The sequence below is a fragment of the Pseudomonas sp. DWP3-1-2 genome (assembly GCF_049896285.1).
Classification (GTDB): domain Bacteria; phylum Pseudomonadota; class Gammaproteobacteria; order Pseudomonadales; family Pseudomonadaceae; genus Aquipseudomonas.
The window spans coordinates 1-19,152 of sequence record NZ_JAFCTZ010000004.1; the positions used below are offsets into that span (position 1 = coordinate 1).

The window sequence follows — 19,152 nt, forward strand, 5'->3', positions numbered from 1 at the left end:
GGCCTGACGCTGGTCTTCCCGCCGCACAAACACGAAGCAGTGCGTTCCGTGCTGGATAACTACCGACTGGGGGTGAAGAAAGCGCCGAAGGTCGGACTGCTGGGGGATGGGGCGGGGTTGTTGGTGTTTGTGGCGCAGGTGGTGAATTTGGTGCAGGTGGCACGTGAGATTTTTCCAGCCCAAGAAAAGCAAAGAGATTGGACGGGGTTGACCAGCAGTTTGTTGGCAACTACAGCAGCGGGATTTGGTGCTGCACAAGGTATCGTCGATACATCTCTTAATGCCCATGCAACGTATTTGGCCAATAACCTAAAGAAAGCTGAGTTAATCGGCGTGTATGCACAGGTGGGAAAACTACACATTAGCTTAGGGGTTGTTGGTTATCTCGCAGGCGTAGCGGCTGCGGTGATGAGCATAAAGAGCTCTTATGAAAACTGGCAGGACGCCGTGCGCAAAGGAAATCGCGAAGCGCAGGCCGGGGCGACCTTGAGCATGCTGGGCAATAGCGGGTTTATTGCCAGCAACGCTTACGGTTTCGCCCATACGGTGCAAGCCTTCAGGCATGTTCTCGCCGCCGAGGCGGGCTCTGCTGCTCGGACCGCCGCCTGGGCCGCAGCGGGCACGCGCCTGTCCACGGTATTTTTCCGCTTCAATCTCGCCGGAATCATATTTACTGCGCTGGAGCTGTCCGGCAGTTGGTTCTACAACCGCCATAACCTCAGCGCCCATGACCGCTGGCTACTCAGCACGCCGTGGAGCCTGGACCCGGATCAGCGCAAGTCGCTCCCCTTGAGCGAGTATCAGAAAGCGCTTCGTGGGTGTGTACAGGCACCCCATGTGGAAATCCTGCCGGCCTCGAATGACTCCGGCGTGGCGCAGCCCCGTCGTTTCCTGCTGCACTTTCCAACCTTGTCAGTTAGCGACCTGGCACAGCAGTTGGCGAGCAGCGCCAGCAGCGTCTTGCTCAACATCGGTGCGTATCAGGCGATACGCGAAATCCCCGGTCGTGTGGGCATGCCAGCCCAATGGCGCCCACTGAATGAAGCGCTGCAAGGCTGCATTCTGATCAAGCGGCAAAGCCCGCTGACCCTGGAATTGATTGATATCCGCAGCGTTATCAACTCGGCCTATCCCGGAAACACCGACATCGTACTGTCCATCCAGTTGGGTCATGCCTACCGGGATGGCCGCTATGAAGGCAATCTCTATGACCTGCGCTTCCCGGTCACGGGTGAAAGTGGCCATTTCCCTATACAACAGATCACGCGTCAAGGAGAGGAATGCGCCTACTTCAGGATTGATCCAGCATTGATCAAGACGGTGGATGACTGAGATGGCGACTGACAAGCCCGACACACCACCCCCGATTCATCGCGCCCCCTATGCAGGAATGGTCGAACAATTTCCGACCGGGCAAACGGTGTATCTGGCCCCGCTACCGTTGCCCACCGATTTACCCGCCCAGGATTACGGCCATGCCGTGGGCGAAGTGAACGATACGTATCTGGACTTCGGTGTGGGGCTACCGCCAGTTTTTGCTTGGCAAATGGGATTGGGGGGACCGTTCAGTTTTTTCTGCATGTGTGCATTCGTGCTTCCCGTCTTATCTGCTTTGGTTGCTTTGGTGGCAGGAGGGGGGATGAACGAAGCGGCTTCATTTCTATCCGGTACATTTTCGACAATAGTTAATTACTCTTCATGGATCGCAGCGGCGGGCCTTGCTTACTATGTCTCCATCACCTTCCACCACCTCGCCAAATACAAAAAAGTCGTCCCCACCCGCTTCAACCGCCAGCGCCGGGAAGTCTGTTTTGTTCCTCGCGGCCATACCGAGCCCATTTTCGTGCCATGGGAATCGCTGTCTGCCTGGGTGGTGCAGGCGCGGTCGGTGACTCAGTACGGGATGGATATTCAATACGCCATGGGCGTCGGGTTTTATCATCCGCCTCATGATGAGCATTACAGCCTGGAGTTCTTCTGCAGCGGTTTTGATTTGGCGGTGTGCAACTGGGAGGCGATCCGGGCGTACATGGAATACGAAGTGCACAGCCTCAAGGACATCCAGGACCCGCTGGACCTGCAAAACCCCGGCGACCCGCCCCATGAGGGCCTGCACACGTTCTATAACGCCCGGGAACGCATGCGTCGCCGGCGCAGGGATCGTGAAGTTGGCTTCTTTTATCCGTTCTGGTGGTACCTGTACCACGTGCTGACCCTGTGGACGCTGCCCAACCACCTCACCGAATGGGAAATCCGCCGCATCAAAAGCATCGGCCGCGCCGTCGTACCCGAGGCCATGCAACGCTGGTCAGCACCCTTGCCACCGGAACAATGGGCCAAGCCCAGCGCAGAACTGCAACGCCTGAGCGAAACCGTCAAAACCCTGCGTGAGCACAAGCCTGATCAGGGTATTGCGGAGCGCTTTGCAGAGGCGCAGCGTGTCGCTCAGAGAAAAGCGTCATGAGCGCACCCCCCCCGATTCATCACACGCCCCATGCGGGGATGGTTGAGCACTTTCCGACCGGGCAAGTGGTGTATCTAGCCCCATTGCCACTGCCCACCGATTTGCCCGCTCAGGACTATGGTCATGCCGTGGGCGCGGTGAATGATACGTATCTGGACTTTGGGGTTGGGTTACCGTCTGTGTTTGCGTGGCAAATGGGGCTAGGAACACCATTCTGGGCAATCTGGTTTTCGGGGCTTTTTGCACCACTACTCATCTGGTTCCTTTCACTTACTTATGGGGTTGGATTTGAGCGTGCAAAAGAAAACGCACTGGGCTATATGCCTTATGGCTTAGAGGTTGGGGGCTGGGGCGCTCTCCCACCTCTCGTCATCTTCCTCGCCATCACCTTCCATCACCTCGCCAAATACAAAAAAGTCGTCCCCACCCGCTTCAACCGCCAGCGCCGGGAAGTCTGTTTTGTTCCTCGCGGCCATACCGAGCCCATTTTCGTGCCATGGGAATCGCTGTCTGCCTGGGTGGTGCAGGCGCGGTCGGTGACTCAGTACGGGATGGATATTCAATACGCCATGGGCGTCGGGTTTTATCATCCGCCTCACGACGAGCATTACAGCCTGGAGTTCTTCTGCAGCGGTTTTGATCTGGCGGTGTGCAACTGGGAGGCGATCCGGGCGTACATGGAATACGAGGTGCACAGCCTCAAGGACATCCAGGACCCGCTGGACCTGCAAAACCCCGGAGACCCTCCCCATGAGGGCCTGCACACGTTCTACAACGCGCGGGAGCGTATGCGTCGGCGGCGCAGGGATCGTGAAGTCGGTTTCTTTTACCCGTTCTGGTGGTACCTGTACCACGTGCTGACCCTGTGGACGCTGCCCAACCACCTCACCGAATGGGAAATCCGCCGCATCAAAAGCATCGGCCGCGCCGTCCTACCCGAGGCCATGCAACGCTGGTCAGCCCCCTTGCCACCGGAACAATGGGCCAAACCCAGCGCAGAACCGCAACGCCTGAGCGAAACCGTCAAAACCCTGCGCGAGCAAAAGCCCGATCAGGGTATTGCGGCGCGCTTTGCCGAGGCGCAGGGTGTCGCTCAGAGAAAAGCGTCATGAGCGCACCACCCAAAATCCATCAGAACAGCAAAGGTCCGGCGCCATAAGGGCGCAAAGCTGATTCAGCGTCAACGCCGCTAACGGATATACATACTTAACCCAAGACCAAAAAAACTGGATTAACAGGCCAGCAGTGCAATCCGTAAGGGCACAAAGGTGAGTCACCGGCAGACGACCCCCGACACTCCGCAACAACGCACCCAACCCGTGGCAGTACGAAGAAAACCCCCTCCAGACAGCGCAATTAATTTACAGCTCTTAGAAGTTTCTGACACTTCACTAAATTTTCACTTTTACCTTCGTCCATTCAATGCTCGATACCGTTTTCACTGCCCGCTTGATTCTCGGGCACGTGTCGTTGTGCACCCAATACGGTGCAAGGACGCTAACGGCGAGCCCTTCATATTCCTCTGGTCAGCCATTCTCAGAGACGGCGACCCGCCAACTTAGCGTTTCAATCGGGGTGATTCATCGCATGAAATCCAGTAACCAGACATTTGCCAGGCGTTTATTGAAATCGCCGATGCCTTCGTTGAGAACGTCCGCATCCGTCATGGCATTGGGGTTGGCGCTGGGGACGTGCGAGGGCGTATTCGCCGAAGCCCGTCACGTGAATATTCCGGCTCAGCCGCTGGACGCCGCGCTCAATGCGCTCGGCGCGCAGACCGGGCTGCAAGTGTTGTATCGACCTCAGTTGGTCAGCGGTAAAAACTCCGTGGCCGTCAACGGGGATCTGGAGCCGGGCGCTGCGCTGGATACGCTGCTCAATGGCGCTGGCCTGACCTATCGCATCGAAAACAACACGATTTTCCTGAGCGAGCAGGCCGTTGCAGGCGGCGCGATGGAGTTGGAGGCGACGACCATTCAAGGCCAGGGCATGGGCCAGGCGACCGAGAACTCCAAGTCTTACACCACCGGCCTGACCAGCGTCGGCTCGAAAACCCCCATGAGCCTGCGTCAGACACCTCAGTCGATTTCTATCATCAGCCAGCAAATGATGGCCGATCAGCAGTTGACCGATATCAACGATACGCTGCGTATGACGCCCGGCATCACTGTGCAGAACAGCACTTATCGGACCTTCGACATCCTGTCCCGTGGTTTCAAGATTGAAAACTTCCAGCTCGATGGTGCTGCCCCGATGGCGCTGGGCAGCTCACTGGGAAGCTTCTATTCGTCCAACGTCTACGACATGGCCGAATTCGACCACATTGAAGTACTGCGTGGCGCAGCGGCTCTGTTTGGCGGTACCGGTGATCCGGGCGGCATCGTGAACATGGTGCGCAAGCGTCCGATGGACACGTATCAGCTGAAACTCACCGCATCGGCGGGCAGTTGGGACAACTATCGCCAGGAAGTGGACCTTACCGGCCCGATTGCCTTTGATGGCAAATTGCGTGGACGTATGGTGGTGGCTAACACGGATCGGCAGTATTTCATCGACAACCGCAGCACAGAAAAGCCGTTTGTCTATGGTGTCATTGAGGCTGACATCACCGACGACACCCTGATCACGGCCGGCATTCGTTACAACAAAGCCCACGAGAACGGCACTCAGAACTCAGTGCCTCGCTACCTCGATGGCTCCGATATCGGCCTGCCGAGGCACACCAGCCTGGGCGAGAACTGGGGGTATACCGACACCACGGGTCGCGAGATTTTCGCCAAGATCGACCACAAGCTTTCAGATGACTGGAAACTCAACGTTTCCTACACCGACCTTTGGGATGTCGGTTACTTCAAGACCACGACCGTCAGCGGTGTGGGCGTCGATAAGGCCACCGGTTCCGGGTTGTCGTGGAGCAGCACGACCGCCAAGCAGGAAAACCAGCAGCGGATGTGGGACAGCAACCTGTCCGGCACCTTCGCTATGTTTGGCCTGCAGCATGATCTGGTGGTGGGCGCCGACTATCAGGACGTGACCAGCCGTTGGCTGGGAGTTGGCCGCGTTGTCGGTGGCTCGATAAACCCCTACGACCCGGACAGCACGCCGTTTGCCGAGCCGGCCAACAACACCAACTACACCCGAGACTACAGCCCCAACGATCAGAAACAGTACGGTGTTTACGGTAGCCTGCGCCTGCAGCTTGCCGAGCCGCTGCACTTGATCCTGGGGGCGCGAGCACAACGTTACACATTCGACCAGACGTACAAAACCCTGTCCGCAGGCATCTGGAAGACTTCGTCGGAGATATCCATGCGCGAGCCGACCAAGGTCACGCCGTATGGCGGTCTGGTGTACGACCTCAACGACGAGTGGTCGGTTTACGGCAGCTATTCGGAAATCTACAAGCCGCAGGTAAGCCTGCTGACCGGTTCGGGTTCCTCCCTGGAAGCCATGGAAGGCAAGACCTATGAAACGGGTCTGAAAGGCGAATTGTTCGGCGGCGCCGTCAACACCCATTTTGCGCTGTACTACACCACCCGCGACAATCAGGGCGTGCGCGATCCGGCTTATCCAGCCAACGACTATGACTTTTCCGGCAGTTGCTGCTGGATAGCGAGCGGCGAAGTGGTCAGTAAAGGGGTCGACATGGAAGTGTCGGGTGAAATCATGCCCGACTGGATGTTGATGGCCGGTTATACCTATAACCAGAACCACAACAAGAGCTCCAAGACACTGCTGAGCACCCAGACGCCCAAACACTTGTTCAAGCTGTTCACGACGTATCAACTGCCGGGCGTGTTGTCGGACTTCAAAGTGGGCGGCGGTGTGAACCTGCAAAGCTCCAACTATTACAGCGGTACCGTCACCAGCAACGGCGCCACCAACAGTTATGACTTCGAACAGGCAGGCTATGCGGTCTGGAGTGCGTTGGCCGAATACAAGGTCGACGAACACTGGACCGTCACCTACAACGCGAACAACATCTTCGACAAGACGTATTACTCCACCGTCGGATCGACGTCGGCCACCAACTGGTACGGCGATCCCCGCAACCACATGCTGACTTTGCGCGGTACATTCTGGTAATAGAACCGCTTGAAAAAAGGGGGGAGCCGAATCATCGGCTCCCCCCTTTTTTATTGTTGTGTTGCATTCACTCTACGGCAGGTGCCGCAGCTTTCCCGGGTTCGACTTCCTCTTTCATCTTGCGAAAGTACGTGGAAAGCAACGCCCCGGAAATGTTGTGCCAGACGCTGAACAACGCGCTGGGCACCGCCGCCAGGGGCGAGAAATGCGCGCTGGCCAGTGCGGCACCAAGCCCCGAGTTCTGCATGCCCACTTCCAGTGCCAGGGACTTGCGTTGTGCCAATGGCAGCTTGAAAACCTTGCCGGTGAAGTAGCCCAGCAAGAAACCGAAGCTGTTGTGCAGGATCACCACGGCCATGATCAACAGACCCGATTCAGCGATTTTCGCCTGACTGGCGGCCACCACTGCGCAGACAATCATCACGATGCTGACCACGGAAACCAGCGGCAGCACGTCCACGGCATAAGCCACCCGCGCGCCCAGCAACCGCTGAGCGAGTACGCCAAGCACAATCGGCAACATCACCAACTGCAGGATCGACCAGAACATGTCCAGGAAGGACACCGGCAGCCAGGCCGAGGCCAGGAACCAGATCAGGGTCGGGGTCAGCAGCGGAGCCAGGAGGGTGGTGACAGCCGCGATGGCCACCGCCAAGGCGAGGTCACCCTTGGCCAACCATGCCATGACATTGGAAGAGGTCCCGCTCGGGCAGCAGCCCACCAGAATCACGCCGACCGCAATTTCTGCCGGCAGATGAAACACCTGGCAGAGCAGCCACGCCACTCCCGGCATGATCACGAAATGCGCGACGACGCCCAGCGCCACCCGCCACGGATGGCGAGCAACCTCGGAAAAGTCATCGAGCTTGAGCGTCAGGCCCATACCAAACATCACCACCCCCAGCAGCGGGACGATCAGGGTTTTCAGCCCGATGAACCATTGTGGGAAAAGGAATGCCAACACGGCAAACAGCAAGACCCAGTACGCAAAGGTATTACCGACGAAACGACTCAAGGCTGCCAGTGCGCGCATGGCGGGTTCCTTTCTTATTAGTTTGGGGTGGAATGCAGATCTTGCGGCGAACAATGGATCTGTAGGGGCCAACGTGTTGGCGAGGCAGTGTCAGATATGCCGCCTCGCCAACAGGTTGGCTCCTACAAAGATTGCGTGTGTTGCTTAGATTCCCTGCGGCATCTCTTCACCACCCAAGGCTTCTACCAACTCTGGCAGGAATTCGCCAAAGGTCAGCATCATCAAGGTAAAGCTGGCATCGAGCTGGCCCAAGGCCTCGTCGCCGCCATCCTGTTCGGCCTGGTCCTGCAACAAGTCTTCGAACTTCAAGCGTTTGACCACCATCTTGTCGTCCAGCACGAAGGACAGCTTGTCCTGCCAGGCCAGGGACAATTGGGTCACGACTTTACCGGTGCTCAAGTGCAGCTGGATTTCATCGCTGGTCAGGTCCTGGCGCTTGCAACGCACGATCCCGCCATCTTCGTGGGTGTCGCGCAGTTCGCATTCATCCAGCACGAAGAAGTTGTCAGCCGCTTTCTGCGTGGTGACCCACTCGGTCATCACCGCAGTGGGTGCGGTTTTGACGGTCAGCGGACGTACCGGCAGTGTGCCGATCACTTCACGCAATGTAGACAGTAGGTCTTCGGCACGCTTTGGGCTGGCCGAGTTGACCAGGATCAGCCCCTGTTTCGGCGCGATGGCGGCGAAGGTGGCGGAGCGACGAATAAAGGCACGCGGCAGAAACGCCTGGATGATTTCATCCTTGATTTGATCGCGTTCCTTCTTATAGACCTTGCGCATTTGCTCGGCCTCGATCTCTTCGACTTTCTCCTTCACCGCGTCGTTGACCACGCTGCTGGGCAGAATGCGTTCTTCCTTGCGGGCCGCGATCAGCAGGAAGTCGCCGCTGACGTGCACCAGTGGAGCGTCTTCACCTTTGCCAAAAGGGGCGACGAAACCGTAAGTGGTCAACTCCTGGCTGGCACAGGCGCGGGCCGGTTTGGTCGCCAGTGCCGTTTCCAGCGCTTCGGCGTCAAAAGGCAGATCCTGGGTCAGGCGATAGACAAGCAAGTTTTTGAACCACATGAGGTGAATCTCTCCATCTATACAAAGGAGGGCATTATTCGCTCCTCGGACCCTGCGGCCAACCCTGCGCTAAGCCTTTGGAAGGATTATAAAAATTATTTAAAAAAGTGCTTGCCAGAGGTAGGGTCGCTCCGTAGAATGCGCGCCACACCGAGAGTGAAGGGTGATTAGCTCAGCTGGGAGAGCAGCTGCCTTACAAGCAGCGGGTCGGCGGTTCGATCCCGTCATCACCCACCAATTCCTTCTCAGTGTTACGCGCAGCGGTAGTTCAGTCGGTTAGAATACCGGCCTGTCACGCCGGGGGTCGCGGGTTCGAGTCCCGTCCGCTGCGCCATATTCCGCTTCAAGGCCCTTGAACTCCTTGAAGCAAAAGAAAGCCCGCCTTGTGCGGGTTTTTCTTTGTCTGCGTTTTTTGTTTTTCAGGCCCGTTGCGGTCATGCACTGCACTTAACTGTGTATGTCGTGGTTTTTCTGCAGGCCGAGTATGAGTTGGCCCGACGTGTGTCGATGACCTATTCAATGTCCGAGTCGGTTCAGTATCAGTTGACCACGGGGGCGTTCGAACCGAGGGCGTTCGTGAGTCAGGTGGCGGGGGCGGGGCGGCTGCAGGTGCTGGCAACCAGTGGCAACTGGCCAAAGAAAGGTGTGATCCGCCCGTAAGAAAAGGCTCTTTGAGCGGCTACCTGATGCGTCAGACGTATCTAGTAGATTTGTACGATTTTTCGTGATGGCCCTGAACCCGGCCTGAACAGCGGGCTTCCAATTCAGGAAAACCTTTGGATACCTGAACTTATCTGCGTTTTCTGCCTCTCATGCCGGTAGCCATTGATCGCGGCGGCCTGATAAGCTCGCGGCTTTACTCGTTTGCCCTATTGGCGCATGAACAAGGAATTAGCATGAAACAGCATCGGTTGGCAGCGGCGATTGCCCTGGTCGGTCTGGTACTCGCAGGTTGTGACAAGCAAGCCAGCACTGTTGAGCTCAAAACCCCGGCACAGAAAGCGTCCTACGGCATTGGTCTGAACATGGGCAAGAGCCTGGCTCAGGAAGGCATGGATGATCTGGATTCCAAGGCAGTAGCCTTGGGTATTGAAGATGCCGTCGGCAAGAAAGAGCAGAAGCTCAAGGATGACGAATTGGTCGAAGCTTTCGCCGCGCTGCAAAAGCGTGCCGAAGAGCGTATGGCCAAGATGAGCGAAGAGTCGGAAGCGGCTGGCAAGAAATTCCTTGAGGAAAACGGCAAGAAAGCGGGTGTTGTGACCACCGCTTCCGGCCTGCAGTATGAAATCGTCAAAAAAGGCGATGGTCCTCAGCCTAAGGCGACTGACGTAGTGACGGTTCACTACGAAGGCAAGCTGACTGACGGCAAGGTGTTCGACAGCTCGGTAGAGCGCGGTAGCCCGATTGATCTGCCGGTCAGCGGTGTGATCCCGGGTTGGGTTGAAGGTCTGCAACTGATGCACGTAGGCGAGAAGATCAAGCTCTTCATTCCGAGCGATCTGGCTTATGGCGCACAGAGCCCTAGCCCGATGATCCCTGCCAACTCGGTATTGGTGTTCGATCTGGAACTGCTCGGCATCAAGGACCCGGCGGCTGCACCGGCTCCTCAGGCTGACGAAGAAGAAGAAGCTGCTCCGGCTGCCAAAAAATAGGCATCGGTTCAGGCTTGAAGAAAACGCCCCGTTTCGACGGGGCGTTTTCGTTTCTGCGTTATTTGTCGAACGGATGCAAAGAGGCGCAGTCCCAGTTACGTTGATTCTGAGGCGAAAATGTTTATTGTCAGAAGATCCAACATTAATCCACAGGGTAGGTTGTGGGTAACTTCGAGCAGCCCGCAAGTCAACGAATTTCTGGCTTTTTTTATGTGAGTAAAAAACGCCCGATCTGACTCAAGGGCCTGTAGAACGGGGCTCTTCGGGCCAAAATCAGGCTCTGTTCACAAGGTTATCCACAAGTTGTGTGGATAACCTTTTTGATGATCAAACGCTGGCTTATTCTGGATCGGCGTTTAAAGACAGAAAAGTCGCTCAACGGGAGTGGACATGAAAGCACCGTGGAATTTTCTTCGCTATCTACCGATGGCCCGACGCTTGATGGCGGCCGGGCGGTTGCCTGGCCTGCTATTCGCCGTTGCGCGCAAGGGGGCGTCGGAAGGCAGTCGGCTGGGCAAGATCAAGGACGACCTGCGGCTGCTCCAGTCGTTGTGCCTGGCCTACTGGCGCGGCGAGTACCGGGCTATCAGCCCGGCCGCGATTCTTTCCATCGTGGCCGGCCTGATGTATTTCCTCAGCCCGCTGGACGCCATTCCTGACTGGATACCCGGCCTCGGCATGCTCGATGACATTGCCGTGCTGGCCTGGGTCATGAAGCATCTGGACGGCGAGTTGACGGCGTTTCGCCAATGGCGCGAGCGACAGGCCCCGGAGAAGCTGATTGTCGTGGAGCGACTGCCCGCCACACCGGCGCTTCTCGAGCAGGAGAAGGCCAAAGACTGAAAGCCCCCGGATCCGTAAGACGTCGCTATATAGGATGCCGTTATAGATTCAGGACAGGCATATAGCCCCTTTCCGCTGTTAAGATGCCGGGACAAGGAAAACGCCTACTCGCAATGTGTAGTTGTCCTACAGGGGGTTGTATGGATCTTCAGGTCATTTCTCGTGATGGAGAGCCAGAGTACGCAGTATTGCCGTGGGCTCAGTACCAGGCGCTGCTGCGGGCTGCTGGCCTGTCCTCTAAAGGCACGTCGGAGCCAAGTGCCCAGCCAGTCAGCGAGAGCGGGACGGCAGCCGTTGAGTTGCCGGGCCTGGATCAATTGGCAACGCTGCGTGCAGCCAAGGGGCTGGAAGGGGCGCAGTTGGCTCGTACAGTGGGCATCAGCCCTTCTTATCTGGAATTAATCGAAAGTGGCGTACGCCAGCCTGATGCGGCCATCCGCCGGAGCCTGGCCTGGGAGTTGGGTATCGCGGGCTGGCGAGGTGACTCATGAGCGTGCGCATCAGTCGCCAGCACTGGGAGGCCCTGTTGGCTGAACTGGATCTGGCGCGTCGCCAACGTCATCTGCTGACTTATCGTGCGTTGCTCGAACGCCTGCAATTGCCCAGCCCCGCCATGCAAACCCTGTCGGCCGCGCTTGAGCATCTGGCCGCGCTGGACGCGCGAGCCGAGCAACCGTTGCGCAGCTCCCTGGTGATCAGTCAGGGCGCCAGTCGTTTACCGCGTACCGGTTTTTTTGAATGTGTGGAACGTCTGGGCCGATTCTCCGGACCATCGGACGGCGTCGCGGCAGCTTCCTGGCATGCCTCCGAGGTGGTGCGGGTGTTCGAGTTTGCTTATCCGGATGAGCCGTAAGCCGCGTTACCTGAGGGTTGGCATAAGAGCCGCCCCGCCGTAATCACTCTACCGTCAGGACATCCAGATCCCGCGTATCAATCACATGCAGGCTGGCCCCGATCACTTCCTTGGCGTAATGCTTGGCTTGAGAGGCCAGCTCAGCCAGGCGGCTGGCGTCCAGTTGGGCACAGGATTCGGGGTGCAGGTGGATGACACCGATGGACAATGACAACAAGGCATACTCCTGGCGCTGGCCATGGCGGTTCAGAGCGATGAAGCAGCCTGCTTCCAGATGCTCGGCCCGATAGAAGCGTCGACACTGATTCTGGAAGTCCTCCAGCAGCACACTCAAGCGTTTGTGCCAGTCATCCGAACCCAGCACCATTAAAAAGTCATCGCCGCCAATGTGCCCGACAAAATCGCGGCTTGGGTCGATGCGGTCGTTCAGGCATTGAGCCAGACACAACAACACCTCGTCGCCACGGCCGTAACCATAGATATCGTTGAAGGGTTTGAAACTGTCGATATCCACATAGCAGATCATCGACTCCCGGCCTTGTTGCAACAGACGCGTCAGGCATTGCTGGATGGGCACGTTGCCAGGCAGCAGGGTCAGCGGGTTGGCGTAGCGCGCCTGCTGGATTTTCAACTCGGTGATCAGTTTTAGAACATCGATCACCCGGCCCAGGCCCAGATAGCGGCCGTTCAGGGTAATGATGAAGTCTTCTTCGATACGCTGCCGGGCGCGACTGGTCAGCAGGCGACTGACCTGCTGCAAGGATTGACTCAATTCCACGGCAAGAAAGTCGTCACTCATGAGCCGGCTGATAGGCTTGCGCGCAAACAGTTCGGTGGCGTAAGGCTTGAGCAGGATTTCAGATAAAGAATGTCGATGAACGATCCCGCACGGTTGCCCGTTTTCATCCAGCACGGCGAGGGAATTGAGATTGGCCTGTTGGCGAAAGGCTTCAAGTACCGATGCGGTCGGCATGTCGCAAATGACGGCCGTCTGTTCGTTGAGCAGGGCGCTCAAGTCGCTGCCTTCCTCTGACAGTGCCAACGTGGTCATGTTTTCCAGCTTGGGCAGCAGCGCTTGGGCGTCCCGGGGTGGTTGCTCCTGCGGGCGGCATAGCAAATAGCCCTGAACCAGTTCGACGCCCATTTCCTTGAGCACGGCCAGTTCTTCCGGTAATTCGATACCCTCGGCAATAACCAACGCGCGGGACGCTCGGGCCATTTGCAGCATGGAGCCGACGAATTCGCGCTTGACCGCGTCCTGATGGATGCCGTCGATGAAGTGCCGGTCGATCTTGACGTATTCCGGACGCAGTTCCGACCACAGACGCAGGCTCGAATAGCCTGCGCCCAGATCGTCCATGGCGATGGAAAAACCCATGTCCCGATAGTGGTGCAGGGCGGTGTACAGCAGTTGGAAGTCTTCGGTAGGGGTCTGCTCGGTCAGCTCGATCACCACGTCGCTGGGGGCGATGCGGTAGCGTTTCAGCATTTGCAGGGTTCTACCCGGCGGGTGTGCAGGCTCCAGCAAGGATTCGGGGGAGACATTGAGAAACAGCTTGCCGGGCAGTTTTTGCTGGCTGAAGCGGCGGCAGGCACTTTCTCGACACAACAGCTCCAGCTCACTGAGACGACCGGCCTGACGCGCCACGGCGAACAGGTTGATGGGGGAATGCAGCGAGCTGTTCGATGGACCTCGGGTCAGCGCTTCATAGCCCAGGATGCGGCGCTCGGGCAGTGACACTATGGGTTGAAACAAGCTGTGCAAATCGCCGTGAGCCAGAATCGAACTCAATGCGTTCAGCTGCTCAGTGGCGGTCATGGCGATCTCGAGGCAAGAAAAAAGGGACCTAGCGTATGGCGCTAAGCCCCTTATTTCACGACAGATTCATGACTGTTTGATGACGGTTGCTATTAAAAAGCCACCAGCTATTCAGCCATTACTTCTTCGCCACGGCAGCGTTCAACCCCAGATAGTCGATCAGGATTCGCCCCGTTTCCGCCAGGTAAGCGTCATCTTCGGGCTTGGTCTTGTCGTCATCCACGGGCAATGCGTCCTCGTCCTCTTTCTTCAGCTCTTTGAGCGGCTCTTCACCCTTGGCCTTGCGGCGGGTGTTTTCCAGGGCCAACTGCTTGGCGTCGATAGCGGCATGTTCGGCGCGGCGGTCAGCTTCATTGAGGCTGACGGTTTTCTCGCTCATCAACTGCTTGGCCAACGCCAGGCGGTCTTCGATGAAGACGAACTCGGCATCTTTTGCCGAGCGAGCCAGGTGTCGGGCCTCCAGTTGCGCCAGGAAAGGCTTGAACGGATTGGCTGCGGGCCTGATGGCCGGCTTGATGCTGTCCCAGGGCATGGCCTCAGGCAGCGCGCTCTCGCCGATTTCCTTGGTGTCGATGAGCGACGGATAGGTGATGTCCGGCACCACGCCCTGATGCTGGGTGCTCTGCCCGGAAACCCGGTAGAACTTGGCCAGGGTCAGTTTCAGTTCGCCATGATTCAGCGGCTGAATGGTCTGTACGGTGCCTTTGCCGAAGGTCTGGCCGCCGATGATCAATGCACGGTGGTAATCCTGCATGGCGCCGGCGAAAATTTCCGATGCCGAGGCCGACAGGCGGTTGACCAGCAACGCCATCGGGCCTTTGTAGAAGGCGCCTGTGTCTTCGTCTTCCAGTACATCGACCTTGCCGTCGGCGTTGCGCACCAACACAGTCGGGCCCTTGTCGATGAACAGACTGGTCAGCTCGGTGGCTTCCTGCAGGGAGCCGCCGCCGTTGTTACGCAAGTCCAGAACCACGCCGTCGACTTTGTCCGCTTGCAGCTCGGTCAGCAGTTTCTTCACGTCCCGCGTGGTGCTCTTGTATTCCGGGTCGCCTGCGCGGTAAGCCTTGAAGTCCAGATAGAACGCCGGAATCTCGATGACACCGAGCTTATAGTCGCGACCGTCCTGCTTCAGGTGCAGAATCGACTTTTTCGCGGCCTGTTCTTCGAGCTTCACCGCTTCGCGAGTGATGGCCACGATTTTCGTGGTCTGGTCGTTCGGCGCATTGGTGGCCGGGATCACTTCCAGGCGCACGACGGAGCCTTTCGGGCCGCGAATGAGCTTGACGACTTCGTCCAGGCGCCAGCCGATCACGTCGACCATTTCCTTGTCACCCTGGGCGACACCGACGATCTTGTCGGCCGGAGCCACCTGTTTGGTCTTGGCTGCCGGGCCTGCCGGCACCAGACGCACGATCTTCACGTTGTCATTGTCGCTCTGCAACACGGCACCGATGCCTTCCAGCGACAGGCTCATGTTGATATCGAAATTTTCCGCGCTGTCGGGGGACAGGTAGTTGGTGTGCGGATCGTAGGACATGGCGAAGGTGTTGATGTACGCCTGGAACACGTCTTCAGCCCGGGTCTGGCTCAGGCGCGCCAGTTGGTTCTTGTAGCGCTTGGTCAGGGTTTCCTGAATCTTCGCCGGGTCTTTGCCCGCGATTTTCAGGCGCAGGACTTCATCCTTGACGCGCTTGCGCCACAGATCGTCCAGCTCGGCTTCGCTCTTCGGCCAGGCGGTGTCCTTGCGGTCTACCAGCAAGCTTTCCTTGGCGGTGAAATCAAGTTTATTAACGCCGTTATCCAGCTCTGCCAACGCAAAATCCAGACGCGATTTGACTCGGTCCAGATAGCGCTTGTAGATGGTGAAACCGGCGTTCAGATCGCCGCTTTTCAGGAAATCGTCGAATTGTGTGCGCCATTTATCGAACTCGGCGATATCGCTGGCCAGAAAATAGCTGCGTGTCGGGTCGAGGAGCTTGAGGTAGCTCTCATAAATGATCACCGAGCGCTTGTCGTCAAGCGGCGGCTTGCTGTAGTGGTGCCGTTTGAGCAGTTCAACCACGTTGAGGCTGGCAATCACTTCGTCGCGATCAGGCTGAAGGTTATCCCAGCTGTTGGCGGCAAAGGAGCTGGCAGACATTGGCAGAATGCTGAGGCCAACGAGCAGGGCAAGGGCGGTGCTTGGGAAAAAATGCTTCATGCTGATTCGACGCGGGGACAATTGATAACGCATATTAGGCCGTCTTTGGAAGTCGCCGGTCCCGTCGGATCCGGTCGCATAATGCAAAAAGCCCAAGCGTCTATAGCTTCGGGCTCAGTCCAGACTCACTATGGAGGCACCGTGAAAGCATTGCAAGGCGTTGAAGGGCAAGTGGAATGGGTTCAGACGGCGAGTCCGGCCCTTGATGCGGGTCAAGTCAGGATCAAAGTGGCCGCAGCAGGTTTGAATCGTGCCGATTTATTGCAACGTGCGGGACTCTATCCGCCGCCGCCGGGGGCCAGTGAATTCCTCGGGATGGAATGTTCAGGGGTGATTATCGAAGTCGGTCCGGGATCGGCCTGGCAGCTCGGCGACCGTGTTTGCGCGCTGTTGGCCGGTGGTGCCATGGCCGAAGAAGTCGTCGCCGATGCGCGGCACGTCCTGCCGGTGCCTGAAGGCGTGTCGTTGCATGAAGCGGCAGGCATCCCGGAGGTGTACGCAACGGCCTGGTTGAATCTGTATCAACTGGCGGCCCTCAAGCCCGGCGAAAAGGTGTTGTTGCATGCCGGGGCAAGTGGTGTTGGTTCAGCGGGCATTCAGCTGTGCAAGGCATTCGGTAACCCGGTCTGGGTCAGCGTCGGCTCTGCCGAGCGTCTGGCTTACTGCATTGAGTTGGGTGCCCAGGGCGGTGTTGTACGCAGTGACAGCATCGACAGTTTGAAGGACTTTGCACCGTTTGACGTGATCCTCGATCCCGTCGGCGGTGACTATGCCCCGTTGAACGTAAAGCTGCTGGCCGTCGATGGCCGCTGGGTATTGATCGGTTTGATGGGCGGTCGCCAGGCGCAGCTGGATCTGGCGCAGGTGTTGGGCAAGCGCATCCAGTTGCTGGGCTCTACCCTGCGCAGCCGGGATGATCAGTTCAAGGCCGATCTGCTGCAGGACCTTGCCCAACAGGTCTGGCCGTTGTTCACCGAAGGCCGCCTCAAGCCGCAACTGGCCCGCAGCTTCCCGATCAAGGATGCCGAAGCGGCGTTCGCGGAGCTCGCGACCAACCAGGTGTCCGGAAAAGTCGTGTTGGTGATTGATGAAAGCCTGGTGTGACTGAAGATGGGCGCGTCACCGTGGGACCGGCTTTAGCCGGGAGGGGGTAGTTCAGGCGATGCAGATGCAGCGACCGCCCTGGCCTCTTCCCGGCTGAAGCCAGTCCCACGAAGTGAACAACCATTCCCGACTGAAGCCGGCCCGACGGCGGATAGGTTTGCGTTTGAGCTGTGCTGAATATTTGCCCATGAAAACACCCCAAAGTCTGGATAGCTGTTCAGCTTTTGGGGTGCAGTTCAATAACCTGATGGTTATTTCCAGTGATGCACCGGCCAGCCCGCTTTTTGGGCGTGCTCCAGCAGGACCGGGTCCGGGTTGACGGCGTGGGGATGATCGACCTTGAGCAGCAAAGCCAGGTCATTGCGCGAGTCTGAATAGAAGCTGGCGCCTTCGAGGTTTTCGCCTTCGGTGTCGAGCCATTCCATGAGTCGTGCCACCTTGCCTTCCCGGTAGGTCAGGGTGCCGACGGTCTTGCCGCTGTACACGCCGTGTTGCACCTCCAGGTTGATCGCCAGAACCTCGTCGATGCCGATACGCTCGGCAATCGGCTTGACCAGATGGATTCCCGATGCAGAGATGACCAGAATCCGGTCGCCTGCCGCCCGGTGGTCGGCGATGCATCGGGTGGCGTCGCTGAAAATGATCGGCTCAATGAAATCCTCTACCCACGGGCCGACCAGATGATCGACTTCCTCAGGCGTGCGGCCGAGCATCGGCTCCAGGCTGAACGCCATGTAGTCCTCCATCGCCAGCTTGCCTTCGCTGTAGGCTTGCATCAGTTCGTGATCGCGCTTGATGAACGACTCAGGATCAACCCAGCCCAGGCGGCCCATCTGCTCGCTCCATAAACTGGCGCAGTCGCCGGCGATCAAGGTTTCGTCCAAGTCAAAAATAGCTAAAGGCATTACTAAGGGTCCTCAAAATTACCCGATCTCGTTGTAGCGAAGCGTGCTCGGGAAGGCAATCGTCCAGGTTCGAAGGTGGCGTCGATTGTACTGACCCCTTCGCGGGCAAGCGTCGCTCCAACGGTTTCGCGTCAGTGGTCATGCCACCTCGCACAACGCCGAATCATCAATGCTCAACGTCACGCGCCGCCCATTGGGGTGCAGGTCGTCCGCCGAGCGGTTGAGCACATCCACCACCAACTCCACGCCGCGGGCCTCGACCCGATAGCGAATCACGTTGCCCAGCAGGCTGTGGCTGCGCACTTCGCCTTCCAGGGAGCCGGTGAGGCTCAGTTGGATGGCTTCCGGGCGGATCGCGATACGGCTGGTGATCGGACGTTGCATCAAGCGGCTGGCGTCGTCCGCTTCGAGCAGGTTGTAGTTGCCGATGAACCCGGCGGCGAAAGCATCAACCGGTGCAGTGTAAAGGGTTTCAGCGTCGCCGCTTTGCACGATGCGGCCTTGATTCATCAGGAAGATGCGGTCTGACATGGTCAGCGCTTCTTCCTGATCGTGGGTGACGAAAATCGTGGTCAGGCCCAATTCCCGCTGAATGGCGCGGATTTGCTCCCGCAGGTGCTTGCGAATCCGCGCATCCAGCGCCGACAGCGGTTCGTCCAGCAGCAACAGGCGCGGACGGGTCACCAGCGAACGCGCCAGGGCCACGCGCTGGCACTGGCCACCGGACATCTGGTGTGGGTAGCGGCTGGCCAGTTCGGTCAGTTCCACCAGCTTGAGCACTTCAGCGACGCGCTTGTGGGTGTCGTCGGCGTTGACTTTCTGCATGCGCAGGCCAAACGCGACGTTTTGCTCCACGGTCATGTTCGGGAACAACGCATAGCTCTGGAAGACCATGCCGATGTTGCGCTTTTGCGGCGTGATGGGCACAAGATCCACGCCATCGAGGAGGATGCGCCCTTTGTTCACCGAGGTGAGGCCCGCGATGCAGCGCAGCAACGTTGACTTGCCGCACCCTGACGGGCCGAGCAGGGTGACGAACTCACCGCGCTCGATCGTGCAATTGATGTCGCTGAAGACCGCGGTGCTGGCGTAGGTTTTTTGCAGGTTTTCGACACTGACAAAACTCAT

16 protein-coding genes and 2 tRNA genes are annotated in these 19,152 nt (G+C 58.1%); 12 read left to right on the forward strand and 6 right to left on the reverse strand.

Annotated elements, in window-relative coordinates; all coding sequences use genetic code 11:
• Positions 1-48 precede the first annotated feature (48 nt).
• The 4 genes from ACP7B0_RS11970 to ACP7B0_RS11985 all read left to right on the forward strand — a co-directional run bounded on the left by ACP7B0_RS11970 (position 49) and on the right by ACP7B0_RS11985 (position 6,550).
• Positions 49-1,332, forward strand: a complete 1,284-nt coding sequence (locus ACP7B0_RS11970; protein ID WP_426141568.1) for a hypothetical protein — start codon at positions 49-51, stop codon at positions 1,330-1,332.
• A 1-nt stretch (position 1,333) separates the two neighbouring features.
• A complete protein-coding gene (locus ACP7B0_RS11975) occupies positions 1,334-2,464 on the forward strand; it encodes a hypothetical protein (RefSeq protein WP_426141569.1) in 1,131 nt (376 codons plus the stop codon).
• Positions 2,461-3,576 (forward strand): hypothetical protein, encoded by a 1,116-nt coding sequence (locus ACP7B0_RS11980; RefSeq protein WP_426141570.1) that lies wholly within the window; start codon positions 2,461-2,463, stop codon positions 3,574-3,576. Before ACP7B0_RS11975 ends, ACP7B0_RS11980 begins: the two co-directional genes overlap by 4 nt.
• Positions 3,577-4,099: 523 nt before the next feature.
• Positions 4,100-6,550 (forward strand): TonB-dependent siderophore receptor, encoded by a 2,451-nt coding sequence (locus ACP7B0_RS11985; RefSeq protein ID WP_426141571.1) that lies wholly within the window; start codon positions 4,100-4,102, stop codon positions 6,548-6,550.
• A gap of 67 nt (positions 6,551-6,617) precedes the next feature.
• Here the strand turns inward: ACP7B0_RS11985 and ACP7B0_RS11990 are convergent, their stop codons facing one another.
• Positions 6,618-7,583: a bile acid:sodium symporter family protein gene (locus ACP7B0_RS11990; protein WP_426141573.1), complete on the reverse strand. Its 966-nt coding sequence runs from the start codon at positions 7,581-7,583 to the stop codon at positions 6,618-6,620.
• A gap of 144 nt (positions 7,584-7,727) precedes the next feature.
• A complete protein-coding gene (rdgC, locus tag ACP7B0_RS11995; RefSeq protein WP_426141574.1) occupies positions 7,728-8,648 on the reverse strand; it encodes a recombination-associated protein RdgC in 921 nt (306 codons plus the stop codon).
• A 161-nt stretch (positions 8,649-8,809) separates the two neighbouring features.
• Between rdgC and ACP7B0_RS12000 the strand changes: the two genes are divergently transcribed.
• From ACP7B0_RS12000 to ACP7B0_RS12030, 7 genes are all read left to right on the forward strand, one after another.
• Positions 8,810-8,885, forward strand: a tRNA-Val gene (locus ACP7B0_RS12000).
• A 20-nt stretch (positions 8,886-8,905) separates the two neighbouring features.
• Positions 8,906-8,982, forward strand: a tRNA-Asp gene (locus tag ACP7B0_RS12005).
• 185 nt (positions 8,983-9,167) lie between these two features.
• Positions 9,168-9,308 carry a hypothetical protein gene (locus ACP7B0_RS12010; RefSeq protein ID WP_426141575.1) on the forward strand — a complete coding sequence of 47 codons (141 nt, stop codon included), beginning with the start codon at positions 9,168-9,170 and terminating at the stop codon, positions 9,306-9,308.
• 236 nt (positions 9,309-9,544) lie between these two features.
• Positions 9,545-10,300 (forward strand): FKBP-type peptidyl-prolyl cis-trans isomerase, encoded by a 756-nt coding sequence (locus ACP7B0_RS12015; RefSeq protein ID WP_426141576.1) that lies wholly within the window; start codon positions 9,545-9,547, stop codon positions 10,298-10,300.
• 390 nt (positions 10,301-10,690) lie between these two features.
• A complete protein-coding gene (locus ACP7B0_RS12020) occupies positions 10,691-11,143 on the forward strand; it encodes a YkvA family protein (protein ID WP_426141577.1) in 453 nt (150 codons plus the stop codon).
• Positions 11,144-11,283: 140 nt separating this feature from the next.
• Positions 11,284-11,634 (forward strand): helix-turn-helix domain-containing protein, encoded by a 351-nt coding sequence (locus tag ACP7B0_RS12025; protein ID WP_426141578.1) that lies wholly within the window; start codon positions 11,284-11,286, stop codon positions 11,632-11,634.
• Complete coding sequence (locus ACP7B0_RS12030; protein ID WP_426141580.1) at positions 11,631-11,996, forward strand: hypothetical protein; 366 nt, start codon at positions 11,631-11,633, stop codon at positions 11,994-11,996. Before ACP7B0_RS12025 ends, ACP7B0_RS12030 begins: the two co-directional genes overlap by 4 nt.
• Positions 11,997-12,039: 43 nt before the next feature.
• On the opposite strand, the gene ACP7B0_RS12035 is transcribed toward ACP7B0_RS12030, so the two are convergent.
• On the reverse strand, positions 12,040-13,815 hold the full coding sequence (locus ACP7B0_RS12035) for a bifunctional diguanylate cyclase/phosphodiesterase (RefSeq protein WP_426141581.1): 1,776 nt from the start codon (positions 13,813-13,815) through the stop codon (positions 12,040-12,042).
• A gap of 118 nt (positions 13,816-13,933) precedes the next feature.
• Positions 13,934-16,015: a carboxy terminal-processing peptidase gene (locus ACP7B0_RS12040; RefSeq protein WP_426141582.1), complete on the reverse strand. Its 2,082-nt coding sequence runs from the start codon at positions 16,013-16,015 to the stop codon at positions 13,934-13,936.
• Positions 16,016-16,156: 141 nt separating this feature from the next.
• Here ACP7B0_RS12040 and ACP7B0_RS12045 point away from each other — a divergent pair, with 141 nt between their 5' ends.
• Positions 16,157-17,119, forward strand: a complete 963-nt coding sequence (locus tag ACP7B0_RS12045; RefSeq protein ID WP_426141583.1) for an NAD(P)H-quinone oxidoreductase — start codon at positions 16,157-16,159, stop codon at positions 17,117-17,119.
• A 251-nt stretch (positions 17,120-17,370) separates the two neighbouring features.
• Here ACP7B0_RS12045 and ACP7B0_RS12050 read toward each other — a convergent pair whose 3' ends face one another.
• Both ACP7B0_RS12050 and ACP7B0_RS12055 read right to left on the reverse strand, forming a co-directional pair.
• Positions 17,371-18,024: an HAD family hydrolase gene (locus ACP7B0_RS12050; protein ID WP_426141584.1), complete on the reverse strand. Its 654-nt coding sequence runs from the start codon at positions 18,022-18,024 to the stop codon at positions 17,371-17,373.
• A gap of 138 nt (positions 18,025-18,162) precedes the next feature.
• Positions 18,163-19,152: an ABC transporter ATP-binding protein gene (locus tag ACP7B0_RS12055; RefSeq protein WP_426141585.1), complete on the reverse strand. Its 990-nt coding sequence runs from the start codon at positions 19,150-19,152 to the stop codon at positions 18,163-18,165.